The following is a 16,117-nucleotide window of genomic DNA, read 5'->3' on the forward strand; positions in this document are numbered from 1 at the left end:
GGAAAAGTTTTGCACTTAAGAGGTACAGCTAGACGGACTTAAGCGTACCTTCGACAAGTTTTTGCCTCTATTTTCCCTAGCCTATGCGTGTTTTTACTTTTGCTTGGTGCCTGGCCCTGCCTACGTTGTTCGTTACGTTGCCCACTACCCTGCGGGCGCAGGTTCAGCCAGACCCCACGTTTCAAGCTCCGGCCATCTACCAACCCGCTACCGTGTATGCCGCCCGGCAGTTCAGCGACGGCAGCCGCATCGTGACCGGAACGTTTCTGCGGGCCGATGGGGTGCCCGCAGCCCGGATGGTGCGCTACCTGCCCAGCGGCGCGCTGGATGTAGCCTTTAATACGGCCGTAGCCAATAACGCCTGGTTTCCCTATATGATTGAGGAGCTGCCGGGTGGGAAAATTCTGGTAAGCTCCAACGGCAATACCATGACGGTAAGCGGCCAGACCCGCGTGGGAATGGTGCGGCTCAATGCCAACGGCACGCTCGATACGTCGTTTACCGGGAGTGTTGCACTGAACAGCGGAGGGTCCCTTAATGACTTGCTCGTGCAGCCCGATGGCAAAATTGTGCTCTGCGGTAACTTTACTCAACTCAATGGTCAAACGGCCAGCTACATTGCCCGTCTGAACGCAGATGGCTCAAGGGATGCCGCCTTTACCGACGCCGGTGCTGGGTTCGATGGAGAGCCATACGCCCTGGCCCGGCAACCCGACGGCAAGCTGCTGGCCGCTGGCGACTTTAACAAAGTAGGCGCTGCCTACCGCAAGAATCTGGCCCGGCTCAATGCTGATGGATCATTGGATACCAATTTTGATATTCATTCCACCTCAGGCACCGCTTCCGCCGTGGCTCTGCAACCCGACGGCAAAATTCTGTTGTCGGGAGGCACTATCTCCGCCAATGGTAACTACGGCAACCTGCTGCGCCTGCTCCCGTCCGGGGCTACCGATACCAACTTTTTAACCAGCAGCCTGACTACCTATGCCTTCAATTACCTGAATACCGACCCTATCCAGGTGCAGCCCGATGGTAAGATTGTGGTATTAGCGTATCATCCCACCATGCAGCTCAATTCCCAGAACGCTGGGCGCGTGGTTCGGCTGCTGGCAAGTGGGCGCGTTGATCCTGACTTCCAGAGCAGCACGGTGCAAGGAGTAGGGGCGTTGTATTCTTTGCAGTTGCTTGCCAACGGACAACTGCTCGTGGGAGGTACTGTGATGCGCTATGCTACTCCCAACAGCAATCCTACCGGGGTAGGGCTGCTGAACTCCGATGGAAGCTACAACTACAACTTTATGCCTACCCTGCTAACGGGAGGCAGCATTGCTGATTTCGTACGACAAGCCGACGGCAAAATAGTTATTGGGGGCTCCTTCACCGAAGTTGGGGGAACTGCCGTGAGCAACTTGGCGCGTCTCAACCCCGACGGCTCCGTGGATCAAACCTATGCGGCCAATGCCCAGCTCACGGGGGGGACAGTCTCCGATTTGCTGCTGCTGCCCAACGGCAACGTGCTGGCGGCGGGCCGGTTTCTGCAGGCCGGTGGCTTCGACCACCGGGGCATAGCCCGCTTGCTGAGCACCGGTGCCCCCGACGCTTCCTTTGCTCCAACGCTACTCCCCCGCCCGGCTACCGGCCTCACGCCTGCTAGTACCGTAGTATCCGTAGTGCGCATGGGGCGACAGTCGTCCGGGGCCATCGTGATTGGCGGCGACTTTGCCGCCGGAAATGGGGGGCCAGAGCTGCTGGCGCGTATTACTGCTGCAGGGCAGGTAGACAATACGTTCAGAATGACGGGTACCTCAGCCACGATCAACGACTTAGTGGTGCACCCCGATGACCGCGTGACAGTGGCAGGCTACTACGCAACCTCGAATACCTCTGGTAGCGTGTGGCGGCTGCTGGCCAATGGTACCTTCGACCAAACCTTTGCCCTAACTCCTGGCAACAGCCTTGTCAATACCCTGCTGCCCCTCCCTAACGGGCAGCTCCTGGCCGGTGGTACGCTGGTAAAATACGGCAACGTAACTACCAGCGGCGTTGTGCGGCTACAAGATAATGGCACTGCTGATGCCTCCTTCGTATCGGGGCTGCCGGTAGGAGTAACGGTTCGGAGCATCGCCTTGCAGCCTGACCAGCGCCTGCTGCTGGGCGGTAACCTACCCGGCGGCGGCACTGGCCGTCTGCTGCCTGATGGAGCTGTTGATCCTACCTATGTGGCCAGCCAAGGACCCGCCGCAACAGTTACAAAGGTGGAGGTGCAGACGGATGGTAAATTCTTGGTGGCTGGCTCGTTTCAAAGTGTGGCTGGCCAGCCCCAACTGGCCATTGCCCGGCTACAGCAGGGCCAGGTGCTGCACCTGCGCAACAGCTCCCAGCAAACAGCCCTCACGGTTGCGCCCAATCCCGTGCATGATGTGCTAACAATTAGCATGGATGTCGCCGCCAAGCCTTCCTCTCTTGCCCTGCGTGATATTACTGGCAAAATACTCGTGAGCCAGCCAGTGACTGCCGCGGAGCACAAGTTACGGTTACCCAACATCAAACCAGGTGTCTATCTGCTGGAGGTAGCCTACGCCACTGGGCCGGTAACTTGCCGGGTTGTAGTGGAGTAGTTATTTTTTTCGATAGCTTAAGTCACACAAAAGCGGCTCCTTCAGTTGAAGAAGCCGCTTTTATTTTGCGCTTGGGTCCGGAAAGTTACCAGTCGCCGGAGGCACCGCCTCCGCCGGAGCTACCTCCGCCGAAGCCGCCAAAACCTCCTCCTCCGCCATCACCCCAGCCGCCACCGCCGCCGAACACGCCGCGGCCACCGCTGAAGTCACCGAAGATAATGGGGGGCATCATGCCGCCTCCAAAGCCTCGGTTGCGCCGCCTGCCGGAACCGCCGCCCCGGTTTCGGAACAGGATAAACAAAATTAGAAGGGCAATAATCACCCAAAAGCCTATGCCCGAGCCGCTAGAATCTTCGCGGCTGCGTTGGGCACGGGGCTGGGTGGCCGGGTCGGCTTTGTACTCGCCTTTAGCCAGGGCAATCAGCTGGTCGGTAGCCCGGTCGAGGCCCGCGTAGTACTGCTCCTGCTGAAAGGCCGGAACAATAGTGTTGGAAATAATGCGTTTAGCCAACGCATCCGGTACGGCCCCTTCCAGTCCATAGCCTGTGTGAATGCGCGCCTTATGCTCCTGTTGGGCTATTAGCAGCAGAATGCCATTGTTGTTACTTTTCTGCCCAATGCCCCAGGTTTGGTAGAGCTGCTGGGCATAGTCGAAAATATCATAGTCGCCGAGGGTAGGTACGGTAACTACCGCAATCTGGGAAGAGGTAGAGTCGTTGTAAGCCACCAGCTTGCGCTCCAGCTGCGCTGCTTCATCGGGGCGCAGCATACCAGCCAGGTCATTAACCAAGCGGGGCGGATTAGGGCGGGGTGGTACGTTCTGGGCCAGCCCGGCCAGCTGCATGAATAGTAGCAGCAGGGGTAGTAGCCAGAGGCGAAGGGTAGGCATTCGATACGGAAAAGAGGAAAACAGGCACCTCATGCGCGTGGGGGCGGGGTGCCGCCAAACGAGATGGAGTCGTCGAGTTCGTTCTGGTCAGTGGCCGCGTTGTAGGGAAAGTAACGGCGCAACTGTTCTCCTACCAACCGAATGCCCTGCTCCAGCCCAGCGACGTAGCGTTCAGCCCGGAAATGTTCAAGCACATGTTCTTTCGCCATTTCCCAGAAATCATCGGGCACGGCGGCATTAATGCCCGCGTCGCCGATGACAGCAAACTGTCGACTCTGCCAAGCCAGATAAAAAAGTACGCCGTTGCGCTGGGCAGTGCGGTGCATTCCCAGCTCGGCAAACACCTGGGCGGCCCGGTCAAGCGGTTCCGGAGTAGGGCAGGTGTCCTCTAGGTGCACACGAATTTCGCCGGAAGTGCGTAGCTCGGCTTGGCGAATGGCGGCTACTAGTGCCGCTTCCTGCTCGGGGGTGAGAGGATTGGTCATAATCAGGTACCAGTTGCCAGGTGCCAGTTGCCGGTCAGCAGCGGCAGCTCATAAACTGGCAACTGGTAACCGACAACTGGTACCGCTATTAAAACTGAACAGTAGGAGCCTTCTGCGAGGCAGCATCGGCTTCGAAGTAGGGCTTTTCCTGGAAGCCAAACATGCCGGCAAACAGGTTATTGGGGAAGCTCTTCACGTAGCCGTTGTAGTCGTTGGTTACGGTGTTAAACTTGTTGCGCTCTACATTGATGCGGTTTTCGGTGCCTTCAATCTGAGCTTGCAACTCCTGGAAGTTGGCATTGGCTTTCAGCTCAGGGTAGTTTTCCGATACGGCCAACAGCCGGCCCAAGCCGCTGCTGAGCTGGCTTTGAGCTTCCTGGAAGCGCTGAATATTTTCGGGCGTCAGCTGGTCGGCGTTCAGCTGCACGCTGGAGGCCTTGGCCCGCGCATTCACCACGTCGGTCAGGGTAGACTTCTCAAAGTTGGCAGCTCCTTTCACGGTGTTCACCAGGTTCGGAATCAGGTCGGAGCGGCGCTGGTAGGCGCTTTGCACGTTAGCCCATTGAGCCTTTACGGCCTGGTCTTTTTGAACCATGGAGTTGTAGCCGCACGAAGACTGCGAAAGAAGCAGTACGAGGCCAGCGAAATAGAGCAGAAAGCGTTTCATGATTGGTTGGGAGAGGGTAAAAATGAAGAAGTAGGTTGGCGAAAGGATAGGCTATCAATGCTGATTTACACGGCTCGGTCATTTTCCCGAAACCAAATCAGGCATTTATGACTTCCCATTGCACCGCAGCAAAGTACGAAATCAAGCCAGTGCGGTTGTCATAGGCGGTGCTCCCGGTTGATTCCGTATTTTGCACGTCGGTGCTCCCCGATTTCTCTCTCGCATGAAAGCAGTTATTCCCGTAGCCGGCATCGGCTCACGTTTACGCCCTCACACACACACCCAGCCTAAAACACTGGTGCCCGTGGCCGGCAATACGATTCTCGGCCACATCATCGACCGATTGGTGGAAGCTGGCGTGCAGGAGTTCGTCTTCATCATCGGCTACCTGGGCGAGAAAGTAGAAAGCTACGTGCGCCGCGAGTATCCGCAGCTGCGCTCCACTTTCGTGATTCAGGAGCCGCGCGAAGGCATTGCGCATGCCCTCTGGCTGGCTCGCGACCAGTTCCGCCACGAGCAGGAAGGGATTCTGATTTTGCTCGGCGACACCATTGTAGATGTTGACCTTCCCGAGATGATGCGCGCACCCGGCAACGTGCTGGCCGTGAAGGAGGTAAAAACACCTTCGCTGTTTGGGTTGGTAGAAACCGGAGGGGGTGGCCGCGTCACGAAAGTGGTCGAGAAGCCCCGCATCCCGAAGTCGAACTACGCGCTGGTGGGTCTGTACAAAATTGCCAACCCCGACTGGCTGGCCTCGGCCCTGGAGCGCATTATTGATCAGGACCAGCGTACCCACGGCGAGTTTCAGCTCACCGACGCCCTCATGCTTATGATTCAGGATGGGGCCGAAATGGTGACGACCTCCGTGGACAACTGGTTTGACTGCGGCCGCAAGGACAGCCTGCTGGAAGCAAATGCCCGTCTGCTCAACCGCCCCGAGTTTCTGAAGCGCCAGGAGTACCCCGAGTTTCCGGATACTATCATCATTCCACCCGTCAGCATCGGCAAAGACTGTCAGATTTCGGGTTCTATCATTGGTCCTAACGTAGCCATCGGCGACCGGACTATTGTCAAGAACACCATTCTGAGCGAATCTATCATTGGCTCTTACTCGGAGTTGCGCTCCGCCGTGATGCACGACTGCATTGTGGGCTCCGACGCGCTGTTCAAGGGTACCCGCCACAGCCTCAACATCGGCGACAACACGGAAATAGATTATAGCTAAAATTAACAATAGCGGATAAATGAGCGGGGCGCTGTTAACTAACAGTGCCCCGCTCATTTATCCGCTATTGTTAATTTTCGTATTGCAACCACATATACCACTTATCATCCAGCTTTTTCCAATAATCCATAGGGGCGTTGTTGTGTATGGGATTTATGCCAGTCTCTGAATACGCTACTCCTCAAACTGAAAAGCTCGATTGTCCTCCTTGTACGAATAAGAAGGTCTGTTTATTCAATACTATATACTCTTTAACGTTTGGTAAAGGGTAGTCTGCCGCCGATACCCGTATCTCATGCGGGTTAGCAGAGCTTTTGAGTTGGCCGACGAATTTTTGGGGGTGCTTTTGTTCACTCTTAAATAAGATATAATCACCCGCTTGCTGTATTACTTCAATACAACCGAAGTATAGAGCCACAGCTATTACTCCTAGGGCAGGGTAAATAATGACTTTGCTACTAAATCGAGAACGATAAGATAAAATAGAAGAAGTAATGATTAAGCACAATAAGAGAGTGAGTCTAGTAATAAAGAATAATTGCGTGGTGAATTAAGGAGTTGAATATAAGGAGCAATGCAACTAGAGAAAAAAACAATTAGAATCTTATTATTTGTCATGGAATAAGAGCTGAAAACAGAACACAGCAAGATGCTATATAGCTAGTAGAAGACTGGTGAAGCGCAACAAGAAAAAGGCTTTCGGCTGTTGGGGTTCACAGGGTGTGCCATAAGTTGTAACCACTCTTCTTGACCTTATGTATCCGCTAAGGATAGATTGTCGTTACTTTAGCCCGATGCGCCACCTCACGCCCTTTTCCCGCCTTCTGCCCGCCCTGGGCCTCTCCCTTGCCCTGTTGCCCGGCTGCTACTCCCGCTCCGATATGAAAACGGAGAAAGGGGCTGTTACCGAAACGCCTGCCACTACGCAGCCCGCAGAACCACCTGCCCCTGGTTCAGCGGCTCCGGCCGCTACCCCCGCGGCAGAGTCGAACCCTCAGCCGCTGCAGGCAGTGAATGTGTTTCTGGAAGTATCGGGCTCGATGGAAGGCTTTATGCCAAAAACCGGAGCCAGCGGCGAGAATACCAAGTTTCAGCAGCACGTAGCCCAGTTTCTGTCGGAAGTAAACCGCAGCAGTGCGGCTCGGCAAAAGACGTTTTTCCGCATTAAGGAGAAGCCATACAAGGACTCCTACCAGGGAATTTCCGGCACCGTGCGCAGCGGTATTCAGCAGCCCGCCAAGAGCACCGATATTCCTTCGGTGCTGGATACGCTGATGAGCCGCTACTACCAGCCCGGCACCGTTAGTGTGCTCATTTCGGACTTCATTTACTCCCCAAGGAACGCTGGCGCCATTCCTTATATCAAAACCGACATTGCCGACGCTCTTTCCCGCAGTGGCGAGCATCCGGATTTGGCCGTGTCGGTGTACGGATACACGTCGGATTTTCGTGGCACGTATTACCCGGCGCTGGTTGCTTCCGGCAAAAAAACCAACTGCTGCGACACTGAAATTCCGTACTATATCTGGGTAGTAGGGCCCGCCGATGCAGTGCGGCAATTTGATAATGCCCTACTGGAAAAACAGCCGGCAAAGCAAGCACATTTCGGGGTTACGTATCCGCAGCCTACGTATTCGTTGCTCAACAAATTCCAGAACAAAGGCAGCTGGTACTACGGCGATGCCGGGGCCAGCAAGCGCAACGCCGATACGTACCGCGTAGTTGCTGTGAGCGAAGCTTCTGCTCAGCAGCCGGTAGAGTTTGTGGTCGGCCTTGATCTGGCGGGCTTACCCGGGCAATACCACGACGTAGCCTACCTCAAGCAAAACCTTAAACTGCAAGGGGTGGATACTGATGCCAAGCTGCTGACTGTTTTTGCTGCCACCGACCAAACCCGTACCAGCAGCGGCCCGGAGAGCCGGTTTACCCACTTTGTGAAGGTAGGCTTAACCCGACAGCCCAAGGCTGCTCGGCCGTTGGTTTTGCGTTTACAGGATCAGCGTCCGGCTTGGGTTGCGCAGTGGACTACTAAGAATGATGCCACGCCAGCCGCCAAAACTTTTGCCCTAAGCTCTTTACTCGATGGGTTGGAGCGGCAAGGAGAAGATAAGCGCCCGATTTTTGAGCTGCCCCTAACGCTGCAACCCGCTGAATAACAGTAAGCAAGCCTTTTGCCTTGCTGTGCCTCTCTTATAAGCCTGTACCAGTTGGAACGATTTTCGTTCAAGTAAGCACCAGAAGTGGCGTAGCCTTAGCCCCGTGAGGCGGCCCTTCGTTCCACAATTTCGCCCTACCCATATCGTTCAACGAGCCGCGGAGCGGAAGCTTCGCGTTACCTCCTTCCATGAAAGCACTCTTCCGCTCCATCTACGAAATCATTGGTGCTCCGCAGCCCCCTGCTGATACGCCCGTGTACCGTGACGTCGTATTCCCCAACATCGGCTTGCTCAACTTGGGCATTTCGCTGGCGCTGGTAGTGATTTTTTACTACGTCATCAACCGGGCGCTAGGGGTAGCTACCTTTAATAAGGGGCGGCACTGGGCTATTTTCCTGGTGCTGAATGCGCTGATTGCCTTCGGGCTAGCCATTGGGCAAGCTCACGCGCAGCAGGTCACCGACCATAGCTACATCTACTGGCTGGCTACCTGGAACGCTATCCTGGGCCTGTTCTGGTTCTTTCTCTTCTCCCTGATTTTGCGTAAAGGCTCCACCAACGCCAGCACTACTCCCTTTTAATGTAGAAGTGAGACTGTGAGAGCTTAGAACTTAGACTCTGTTCTAGTGGCGCTGTTGTCAGCACGCGGTCTAAGTTCTAAGCTCTCACGGTCTAAGCTCTAATTCTCATGGCTAAACTCTTTTTATTCGGTATTGGCGGCACGGGCTCCCGCGTGATTCGCTCGCTCACCATGCTGCTGGCCGCGGGCGTTGACCTGCCCAACTGCGACCGGGTAGTGCCCATCATCATCGACCCCGACGCCCACAACGGCGACATGAACCGTACGGTGCAGCTGCTGCAGAGCTACCAGCAGATCTATAAGCGCCTCGGTCCCCGCGAAGAAGGTTTCTTCAAAACTGATATCAGCACGCTGAGCGGTATTTCGCAAGATGTGAACGGCTCGGTGAAGGATACCTTCATCTTCGACTTCGGTGGCATCAACCAGAGCTTCCGGCAATACCTGAGCTACGATGGGCTGTCGGTGGACTCCAAGGGCCTTGTAGACCTGCTGTTCACCCAGGATAACCTGGAAAGCCCCCTGACCATTGGCTTCCGCGGCTCCCCGAACGTGGGCAGCATTGTGCTCAACAAGCTGGTGGAAAGTCCCGAAATGCGGTTTTTCGCGGATAACTTCCAGGATGGCGACCGGGTGTTCTTCGTGTCGAGTATTTTCGGTGGTACGGGCGCGGCGGGCTTCCCGCTCATGCTCAAGAACCTGAAGGACACCAACACGCGCCTCAGCAACGCCCGCTACCTGCGCGACGCGCCCACTGGCGCCGTGACGGTGATGCCCTACTTCGCCCTCCAAAGCGAAGACAACGCCGTTATCGACTCCAATAACTTCCTGACAAAAACGAAGGCGGCGCTCAGTTACTACGAGCACAACCTTCAAGGCCTCGACGCGCTGTACTACCTCGCCGACACGCCCGATACGCCCTACGAAAACCAGCCCGGCGGCACTCAGCAGAAGAACAAGGCCCACGTAATTGAGCTGCTGGCGGCCCTGAGCATCGTGGATTTCATGCGCTACTCGCCCGCGGAGCTGCGCACCGGTGGCCCGCACTTCCACGAGTATGGCCTGCAGGCCGATGCGCCGGAAATTCAGTTCAGCCACCTGCCCGATGAGTCGCGCGAAATCATTGCCAAGCAACTCACGCAGTTCCTGTACTTCACGCGCTACCACAAGCAGCACCTGCCCACCGACAAGGCGCCGTACGCTGACAACCTGAAGCTGGACTACGCCATGCGCAACGAGCCCATCTTCCGGGAGTTGAATACCTTCCTGCACAGCCCCGACTCCGGCGTAGACCAGTGGCTGCAGGAACTGGCCCAGAACCGTCGTTCCTTCCGCCCCTTCGACCTGCAGACTGACGACTTCAACGCCATGATCCTCGGCAAGCCCGTTGAGAAGAAGTGGAACGACTTCTTTAACAAAGGCCTCAGCCATAACTACCTCCTCGACAACCTCAACAAAACCGAGAAGTCCATCCAGGAACCTGACAACTTCCGCAAGATGCTGGAGCTGTTCTATGATGTGACGGACAAAGCGTTTGAGGAGAAAATCAAAGTCGTGTAACCCTGGCAGCGCGGGTGGCCCAGGGTTGAAACCCTGGGCTAGTCAGTAGGCAAACGAGTGTCAACTGAACGCTACGTAGCCCAGGGCTTCAGCCCTGGGACATCGAGAAATCAACATGAGCCACGTTTTTCAGTCGTTGTGGGTGCACGTTACATGGGCTACCAAAAATCGGCAGCCGTGGCTCACACCAGATCTGAAACCAGTGCTGTTCAATCAGATTCGCCATATCGCGGAGAAGGATAACATTCACCTCGATTTTCTGAATGGCGTGTATGATCATGTGCACTGTTTGCTCTCACTGCGCACTACGAGCCGGTTGGATTTGATTATGCAGCAACTGAAGGGTAAAAGTGCATATTGGGTGAATGAGCAGCAATTAACCGACTTTACCTTCGGCTGGCAGAATGGCTACGGTGCGTTTTCAGTCAGCCCGTCACACGTCGAGCGGGTGCGTAACTACATTCGTAATCAGGAGAAGCATCATCAGGAGCAGGATTACTGGCAGGAAATGGAAATGCTGGAAAAATTAGCTAGGGTGCCATAAGCTATGCAGACGACGCGGGCGTCCTAGTGCTGAAGCCCTGGGCTAGTCAGCGGAAATAGAACGGCCCACTCCATAGCCCAGGGCTTTAGCCCTGGGACACCCGCACCGACCACGCCCCGCACCATCCGCCAAACAAGAACAGAACCGCTAACTAGCCCAGGGTTTCAACCCTGGGAACCCCGGAAAACAACATGGCCAAAGTCCTTCGCTTACATAATAATGGCTCCCAGCAGGTTCAAGGCTGGCAGAAAACGGCGCCGGTAACGAGCACCGAAATCAACACCGTTACGGACCCCGCGGGCGGCAAGTCACGCAACCTAGCCGTGAGCATCCCGACGCCCTTTGCGCGGATGCACCTGTTTGAAACGGCGTTCGACTTCCTGGCCCGCGAAGGGCAGCGCAATCCCGGCTCGGTGTACCACGAGCTGACAACCCACTTCTGGGATCTGCTGGAGCTGCTCTACAACTACCACCTCTACACCCAAGCCGGCCGCAAAATCACGCTGCGCCGCTGGAATGCGGAGGCAGAAATTCGCCGGATGCGGCAGGAGGAGGGCACGCGCCTGCTGGGCGAGACGCTGCAGCTGTACATGCAGGACGAGCGGTTCCGCGACTTCACCGACATGTATCTGGTGTACTATGAGTCGCCGGAGCTGGCGGGCGGCACGCGCCTGCTGGGCGGCACTTCGCCGCTAACCATCCTGTTCACCGGGCCCGAGGTGCAGCCCCTAGACCTAGAGCGCCCGCAGGCACGCGGCCACTACTTCGACAAGCAAACTGTGCTGCTCGAAGACCGTGACCCGCAATTCCGGGAGTTCGTGTACGAACTGTTCCTAGCCTACCCGCAGCTGCAGCGCCGCGAGTTTGCCGGCAGCGTGTACGCAGGCCTCGACCGCAGCAAAATCAACCAGCTCCAGATGCAGGGCGACCGGAGCGCGCAGCAGTTTGCGGCCCGCTACCCCGCCCTAGTGGATGTGCACGGCAACCTAGTGAGCGTGAAAGGCGTGCCGCTGCCTGGCCGCGCTGACCAGTCGGCTGTGACCAGCTCCGACCTGTTCATTCAGCCCACGCGGGAGGCTATTGCTGGCCGGCCTAGGCCACTGGTACTGCGCCCCAACCTGACAATGCCCGGCGCTAACTACCTCAACGGCCAGCCCTGGGACGACCGCACGCCGGTTCCCTACCACGATGAAGTAGCCCTGGAAAACCGGGTACTACCCGGCAAAGGCTTCAAGTACCCCTACCTCACAGTAGGCGACTTGCTGGAGGACTCGCTGGTAGAGCTGCCCTACGAACTGAATACCCAGCGTTTCCACACTGGCAAAGTAACCTTCCAGTATGGGGCCGACGGGCAAGGCCGTGCTCGTTTTCCCTACCTGCTGCCACTAAAGCAAGCCTTCTTCGAGTACTTCACGGAGAATGAGCTAGCCGAGCTGCTCACCTTCACCATCGACCTCAGCCACGTGCGCGTGCAGCTGCGGGTGCCGGTGCAGGCGGGACGCTTCATCACCTTCGAGCGCAGCTATTACACCAATCCGCAGAACCCGAAGGATGCTCAGGGCCGCGAGATTCTGGAGAAGGGCCGCATTGTGAAGGCCACCGTAGGCGTGGGCGTGTTCCCCTTCTACAAGGTGCGCTACCAGCCCGAGTACAACGACCTCTACAAGGTGATGTTGGTGGATGCCGATAACTCGCCCACCATGCTCAGCCGCCGCTACGACCTGCAGTTCTTCGTGAACGGGGAGCGAATCACGGAGCAAGGTGCCGCCCGCCGCGCCACTCGCTACGAGCGTACCCAGAAGAGCATGGCCACTGCCGGCAGCACTTACTATGAGGTAACCGGCACGCACTTCGACTTAGTGGAACTAACCTGCCCGCCGGCCACCATTGGCGCAGAGCCGGCCCGGGGTTTGTTCGTGCCGCGCTGGCGTGAGCTGGACCGAGGCACCCGCCGCTTCACCTTCGCGGTGGACTTTGGTACCACCAACACCCACATTGCCTACGCCGATTCGCCCACGGCGCACCCGCGTCCGCTGACTATTGGGGAGGCCGATGTGCAGGTAGAGTGGCTTCATGCGCCGGTAGCCGATGCTGGCCTCTCGGCAGCCCAGCGCTACCGCACCGGTGCTGGCCAAATCTGGACTTACATTGCTACCCTGCAGAACCGCGAGTTTGTGCCCTCGTTTGTGGGCGAAGGCGGCTCGGTGTATGAGTTTCCGATTCGGACGGCCGTTTGCGAAACAACGTCGTTTGCTAATGAGCCCGCCAAGGTGCTCAGCAACATTAATATCGGCTTCAGCATCAACACCGAAAACGCTTCGGAGCTGCCCCAGAACCGCTTCATTACCAACCTGAAGTGGTCGGCGGAGCTGGACCCACAGGGCGTGTCGCGCATTGAGGCCTTTTTCAAGGAAATCCTGCTGCTGCTCCGTCACAAGGCGGCCCTGCACGGCGGCATCTTGGAAGACACCCGCGTGGTGTGGTTTGCGCCGCTGAGCTTTGATGGCTTCCTGCGCAACCAGTTCCAGCAGGTATGGGACGAGTCGTTCCAGCAGGTATTCAAGACGCGCCGCCCCACCATCTGCCTCACCGAATCGGTAGCGCCGTACTACTACCTCACCGCCACCAACCAGGTAGTCCCCAACCGCGACGAAAACGTGGTGAACATCGACATCGGTGGTGGTACCACTGACTTGCTGCTCTTTGCGGACCAGAAACCCGCCTACAGTACCTCGTTCCGCTTCGCCGGCGACGACCTGTGGGGCGACGGCTACGCCCGTGTACAAGGCGCACCCAAGCAAAACGGTCTGCTCCGCCTCGGCGTAGGTCATGTCGAAAGCCTGCCCGACTCCGAGCAAAACCAGGAATACAAAGGCTACCTGCGTGCCGCGCTCAGCAACACCGATTTTGGTTCTGCTGACGTGACTAGCTTGTTATTCAAATACGATGACGCCCTGCGCTTTACCCAGGCCCTGGGCCTCGGCAAAGGCCGGCAGCTGCGGGTGTTGTTCTACTTGCACTACACCAGCATCATCTACCACACGGCGCAGCTGGTGAAGCACCTCGGCCTGAAAACGCCGCGCTACCTCTGCTTCTCGGGCAAAGGCAGCCTCTACCTGCGTCTGCTGGCCGGTGGCAGCTCCCTGGTGGCCATCGAGAAGATTACGAAGGCCATTTTCCACGCTGTAACCGGCACCGAGCCGCCCCACAACTTCCGCGTTATTCTGGCCGACAACCCCAAAGAAGCTACTACCAACGGCGGCGTGCTGTTCGAGGAAAAGAGCAACACTTCCGACTACGACAACATCAAACCAGTGAAGTACAGCGGCGCTGTGGAAGGAACCGAGCTTAACCAGCAGCGCCTGAAGCTGAATCAGGTAGATGCCGAGCTGAAAAACACGGTGCTCGAAAACGTGCGCAACTATCTCACGCTGGTGCTGGAAGGCGACGAAGTAGCGCCCTACCTGCGCGAAGTAGGCGTAGACGTGGACCGTCAGCGCGTGAAGGATAGTCTGCAGCGTGAAATCGAGGACAGCTTAAGCTTGGGCCTGCACCAGTTTCAGCGCCAGCTTTCCTCCGACGAAACTCTGCCCGAAACCCTGTTCTTCCTGCCGCTGAAACAGGCCCTGTACAACCTGAGCCGCGAGCTGCAGGCCTAGCTACCAACGTCTTGTTAAAGCCAGCAACTGGTTCCCTAGTTCTCCCAAGCAGGAAACCGTAGGAAACCAGTTGCTGGCTTTATATATCAGACCCAGTTTCGCGTTTACCGTTTACTTCTAGCCTCTCCCGAACTTCTACCCAACACCCTATGACCCTTTCCCGTCGCGCTGCTTCTTTGCTTACTGGTCTGCTGCTTCTGGCAGCGGGCAGCCACGCTCAAACTCCCCTCGGCCAGCCTACACTGGATGAGCAAAAGGTGCAAATCTGGTGCGCTACGGCCAAGTTTGTATACGAGGATACCGGTCGTCCTAACCTCAAGAGCAGCCTGCGGTGCGGCAGCTCCCTGAAGGAGTTTGAGAATAGCATTAAGCCGGATAGTCAGCGGGTATACTCAGCGCTCTACCAGCCGTTGGAGGCGCGGGGTACTATGTACAAGGGGCTGGGTTCCAATTCGTCTCGTCTGCAGAAGCTGACCACCGAAATCATTAATCGGCTGAAGTCGTCGCCGGCCCGCCGGGCCAACCCCGCCCGAATGCAGCGCGTAGCCACGCTGGAGGCGGCCCTGAACGGCTATGTGCAAAACGGCACGCCCATCGGGGATTTGGCTTCTACCGAGTCGGCGGCCGAAACGGTTGACACAACAGCCACCACCGACGAAGCTACCGCGGCAGCTGCGCCCGGCGATGCGGGCCTCGATGAAGCCGGCGTTGCTACCCCCACTGCTCAAACAAACAGTGGAGCGGGAGAAAGTCTAATGAACAAGTTTTTCGGACCCCTTGCCCTTATTCTTTCCCTGCTGAGTTTGGTGCTGTATGCCCTGATGCGCAAAAACATCGGAGCCTTTCAGAAGGAGCTGAGTGCCCGCATTGATAAGCGCCGCGACGAAATACTAGCCCTGCAAAACTCACCAGCCAGCGGGGGCCCGCGAGCCGCCGGGCCTCCGCCCGCCGACCGCCTCACACCTGCCCAACAGCGGGAGGTAGAAAAGCTGGTGCAGCAGCGCGTAGAAGAAGAGCTAAAGAAGCTACGCGGTCAGGTTTCTACCGCTGCGCCCGAGCGCAGTGCTACCTCCGATTCATCAAACCCCGTTCAGCCGCTAGTGCAGCCTGCTACCCCGCAGCCTGCGCCCGAAGTATCGGCGCCCGTAGTGCCCGTTGCTCCACCGGTAGCAGCTGTCTATTCCGCGCCAGCTCAACCGGCTGAAATGTCGGCAGTGCCGCCGGTAACGCCAGCAGGACCGCCTTCTGCCTCTCCCCGCGAGGAGTTTGAAAGCCTGGTGCCTCCGGTGCAACTTCCTACCCCGCCCGCTACCCCCCAAGCGGCTCCCAACCTTGCCGCCCTGCCGCAAACGCGCTACGTGAAGGTGCCTGTGAACGGAGCTTTCAGCGAGTATGATTTCAGCGACGAGCCCCAGCACGACAGCATCTACGAAATCTATTTTGACCCCCAGTGGCCCGAGCTGGCTACCTTCAGCGTAACCTCCAACCCGGCGGTGCACGCCTACGCTATCCAGAGTGCTCAGTATTCCTTGCGCGAGGCCTGCAAGTATCAGCAGCCCGCGGGCCCCGTTACCCGTATCGTGACGGAAGAAGAAGGCGTGTTGCGAAAAGTGGGCGGCTCCTGGCAGATTGAGCAGAAGGCGGCTATCCGATTTGAGTAAACTGCGCCCGTCATCCTGACGAAGGAAGGACCTTTTCGCGGCTGAACGAGTATCGTCTGATCGACCCGTTCCAGCG

11 protein-coding genes are annotated in these 16,117 nt (G+C 57.3%); 8 read left to right on the top strand and 3 right to left on the bottom strand.

Annotated features, from left to right (window positions below; genetic code table 11):
* Window positions 1-83: 83 nt before the first annotated feature.
* Window positions 84-2,618: a T9SS type A sorting domain-containing protein gene (locus K3G63_RS19700; RefSeq protein WP_220615850.1), complete on the top strand. Its 2,535-nt coding sequence runs from the start codon at window positions 84-86 to the stop codon at window positions 2,616-2,618.
* Between the two features lie 85 nt (window positions 2,619-2,703).
* Here K3G63_RS19700 and K3G63_RS19705 read toward each other — a convergent pair whose 3' ends face one another.
* The 3 genes from K3G63_RS19705 to K3G63_RS19715 all read right to left on the bottom strand — a co-directional run bounded on the left by K3G63_RS19705 (window position 2,704) and on the right by K3G63_RS19715 (window position 4,659).
* Window positions 2,704-3,507 carry a YgcG family protein gene (locus K3G63_RS19705; protein WP_220615851.1) on the bottom strand — a complete coding sequence of 268 codons (804 nt, stop codon included), beginning with the start codon at window positions 3,505-3,507 and terminating at the stop codon, window positions 2,704-2,706.
* Between the two features lie 29 nt (window positions 3,508-3,536).
* Complete coding sequence (locus K3G63_RS19710; RefSeq protein ID WP_220615852.1) at window positions 3,537-3,992, bottom strand: TPM domain-containing protein; 456 nt, start codon at window positions 3,990-3,992, stop codon at window positions 3,537-3,539.
* Between the two features lie 88 nt (window positions 3,993-4,080).
* Window positions 4,081-4,659, bottom strand: a complete 579-nt coding sequence (locus K3G63_RS19715) for a LemA family protein (protein WP_220615853.1) — start codon at window positions 4,657-4,659, stop codon at window positions 4,081-4,083.
* Window positions 4,660-4,882: 223 nt separating this feature from the next.
* Here K3G63_RS19715 and K3G63_RS19720 point away from each other — a divergent pair, with 223 nt between their 5' ends.
* From K3G63_RS19720 to K3G63_RS19750, 7 genes are all read left to right on the top strand, one after another.
* The gene (locus K3G63_RS19720) at window positions 4,883-5,884 is read left to right on the top strand and encodes a sugar phosphate nucleotidyltransferase (RefSeq protein ID WP_220615854.1); all 1,002 of its coding nucleotides are present in this window, start codon (window positions 4,883-4,885) and stop codon (window positions 5,882-5,884) included.
* 794 nt (window positions 5,885-6,678) lie between these two features.
* Window positions 6,679-8,040, top strand: a complete 1,362-nt coding sequence (locus tag K3G63_RS19725; RefSeq protein ID WP_220615855.1) for a hypothetical protein — start codon at window positions 6,679-6,681, stop codon at window positions 8,038-8,040.
* A 188-nt stretch (window positions 8,041-8,228) separates the two neighbouring features.
* The gene (locus K3G63_RS19730; RefSeq protein ID WP_220615856.1) at window positions 8,229-8,621 is read left to right on the top strand and encodes a hypothetical protein; all 393 of its coding nucleotides are present in this window, start codon (window positions 8,229-8,231) and stop codon (window positions 8,619-8,621) included.
* Between the two features lie 107 nt (window positions 8,622-8,728).
* On the top strand, window positions 8,729-10,177 hold the full coding sequence (locus tag K3G63_RS19735) for a hypothetical protein (protein WP_220615857.1): 1,449 nt from the start codon (window positions 8,729-8,731) through the stop codon (window positions 10,175-10,177).
* A 115-nt stretch (window positions 10,178-10,292) separates the two neighbouring features.
* Entirely contained in the window at window positions 10,293-10,721 is a 429-nt protein-coding gene (tnpA, locus tag K3G63_RS19740) for an IS200/IS605 family transposase (RefSeq protein ID WP_220615858.1), read from the top strand.
* A 191-nt stretch (window positions 10,722-10,912) separates the two neighbouring features.
* Window positions 10,913-14,380, top strand: coding sequence for a hypothetical protein (locus K3G63_RS19745; RefSeq protein WP_220615859.1), 3,468 nt, complete (start codon window positions 10,913-10,915; stop codon window positions 14,378-14,380).
* Window positions 14,381-14,529: 149 nt separating this feature from the next.
* Window positions 14,530-16,041: a hypothetical protein gene (locus K3G63_RS19750; protein ID WP_220615860.1), complete on the top strand. Its 1,512-nt coding sequence runs from the start codon at window positions 14,530-14,532 to the stop codon at window positions 16,039-16,041.
* The last annotated feature ends 76 nt before the right edge of the window (window positions 16,042-16,117 follow it).

Origin of the sequence: Hymenobacter sp. HSC-4F20 (genome assembly GCF_019599275.1) — a bacterium.
Lineage (GTDB): Bacteria > Bacteroidota > Bacteroidia > Cytophagales > Hymenobacteraceae > Hymenobacter.

What these genes read in the sequence shown, in the direction of transcription:
- K3G63_RS19700 (WP_220615850.1), top strand. Translation starts at nt 84, where the DNA reads ATGCGTGTTTTTACTTTTGCTTGGTGCCTGGCCCTGCCTACGTTGTTC.
- K3G63_RS19705 (WP_220615851.1), bottom strand. Translation starts at nt 3,507, where the DNA reads ATGCCTACCCTTCGCCTCTGGCTACTACCCCTGCTGCTACTATTCATG.
- K3G63_RS19710 (WP_220615852.1), bottom strand. Translation starts at nt 3,992, where the DNA reads ATGACCAATCCTCTCACCCCCGAGCAGGAAGCGGCACTAGTAGCCGCC.
- K3G63_RS19715 (WP_220615853.1), bottom strand. Translation starts at nt 4,659, where the DNA reads ATGAAACGCTTTCTGCTCTATTTCGCTGGCCTCGTACTGCTTCTTTCG.
- K3G63_RS19720 (WP_220615854.1), top strand. Translation starts at nt 4,883, where the DNA reads ATGAAAGCAGTTATTCCCGTAGCCGGCATCGGCTCACGTTTACGCCCT.
- K3G63_RS19725 (WP_220615855.1), top strand. Translation starts at nt 6,679, where the DNA reads ATGCGCCACCTCACGCCCTTTTCCCGCCTTCTGCCCGCCCTGGGCCTC.
- K3G63_RS19730 (WP_220615856.1), top strand. Translation starts at nt 8,229, where the DNA reads ATGAAAGCACTCTTCCGCTCCATCTACGAAATCATTGGTGCTCCGCAG.
- K3G63_RS19735 (WP_220615857.1), top strand. Translation starts at nt 8,729, where the DNA reads ATGGCTAAACTCTTTTTATTCGGTATTGGCGGCACGGGCTCCCGCGTG.
- tnpA (WP_220615858.1), top strand. Translation starts at nt 10,293, where the DNA reads ATGAGCCACGTTTTTCAGTCGTTGTGGGTGCACGTTACATGGGCTACC.
- K3G63_RS19745 (WP_220615859.1), top strand. Translation starts at nt 10,913, where the DNA reads ATGGCCAAAGTCCTTCGCTTACATAATAATGGCTCCCAGCAGGTTCAA.
- K3G63_RS19750 (WP_220615860.1), top strand. Translation starts at nt 14,530, where the DNA reads ATGACCCTTTCCCGTCGCGCTGCTTCTTTGCTTACTGGTCTGCTGCTT.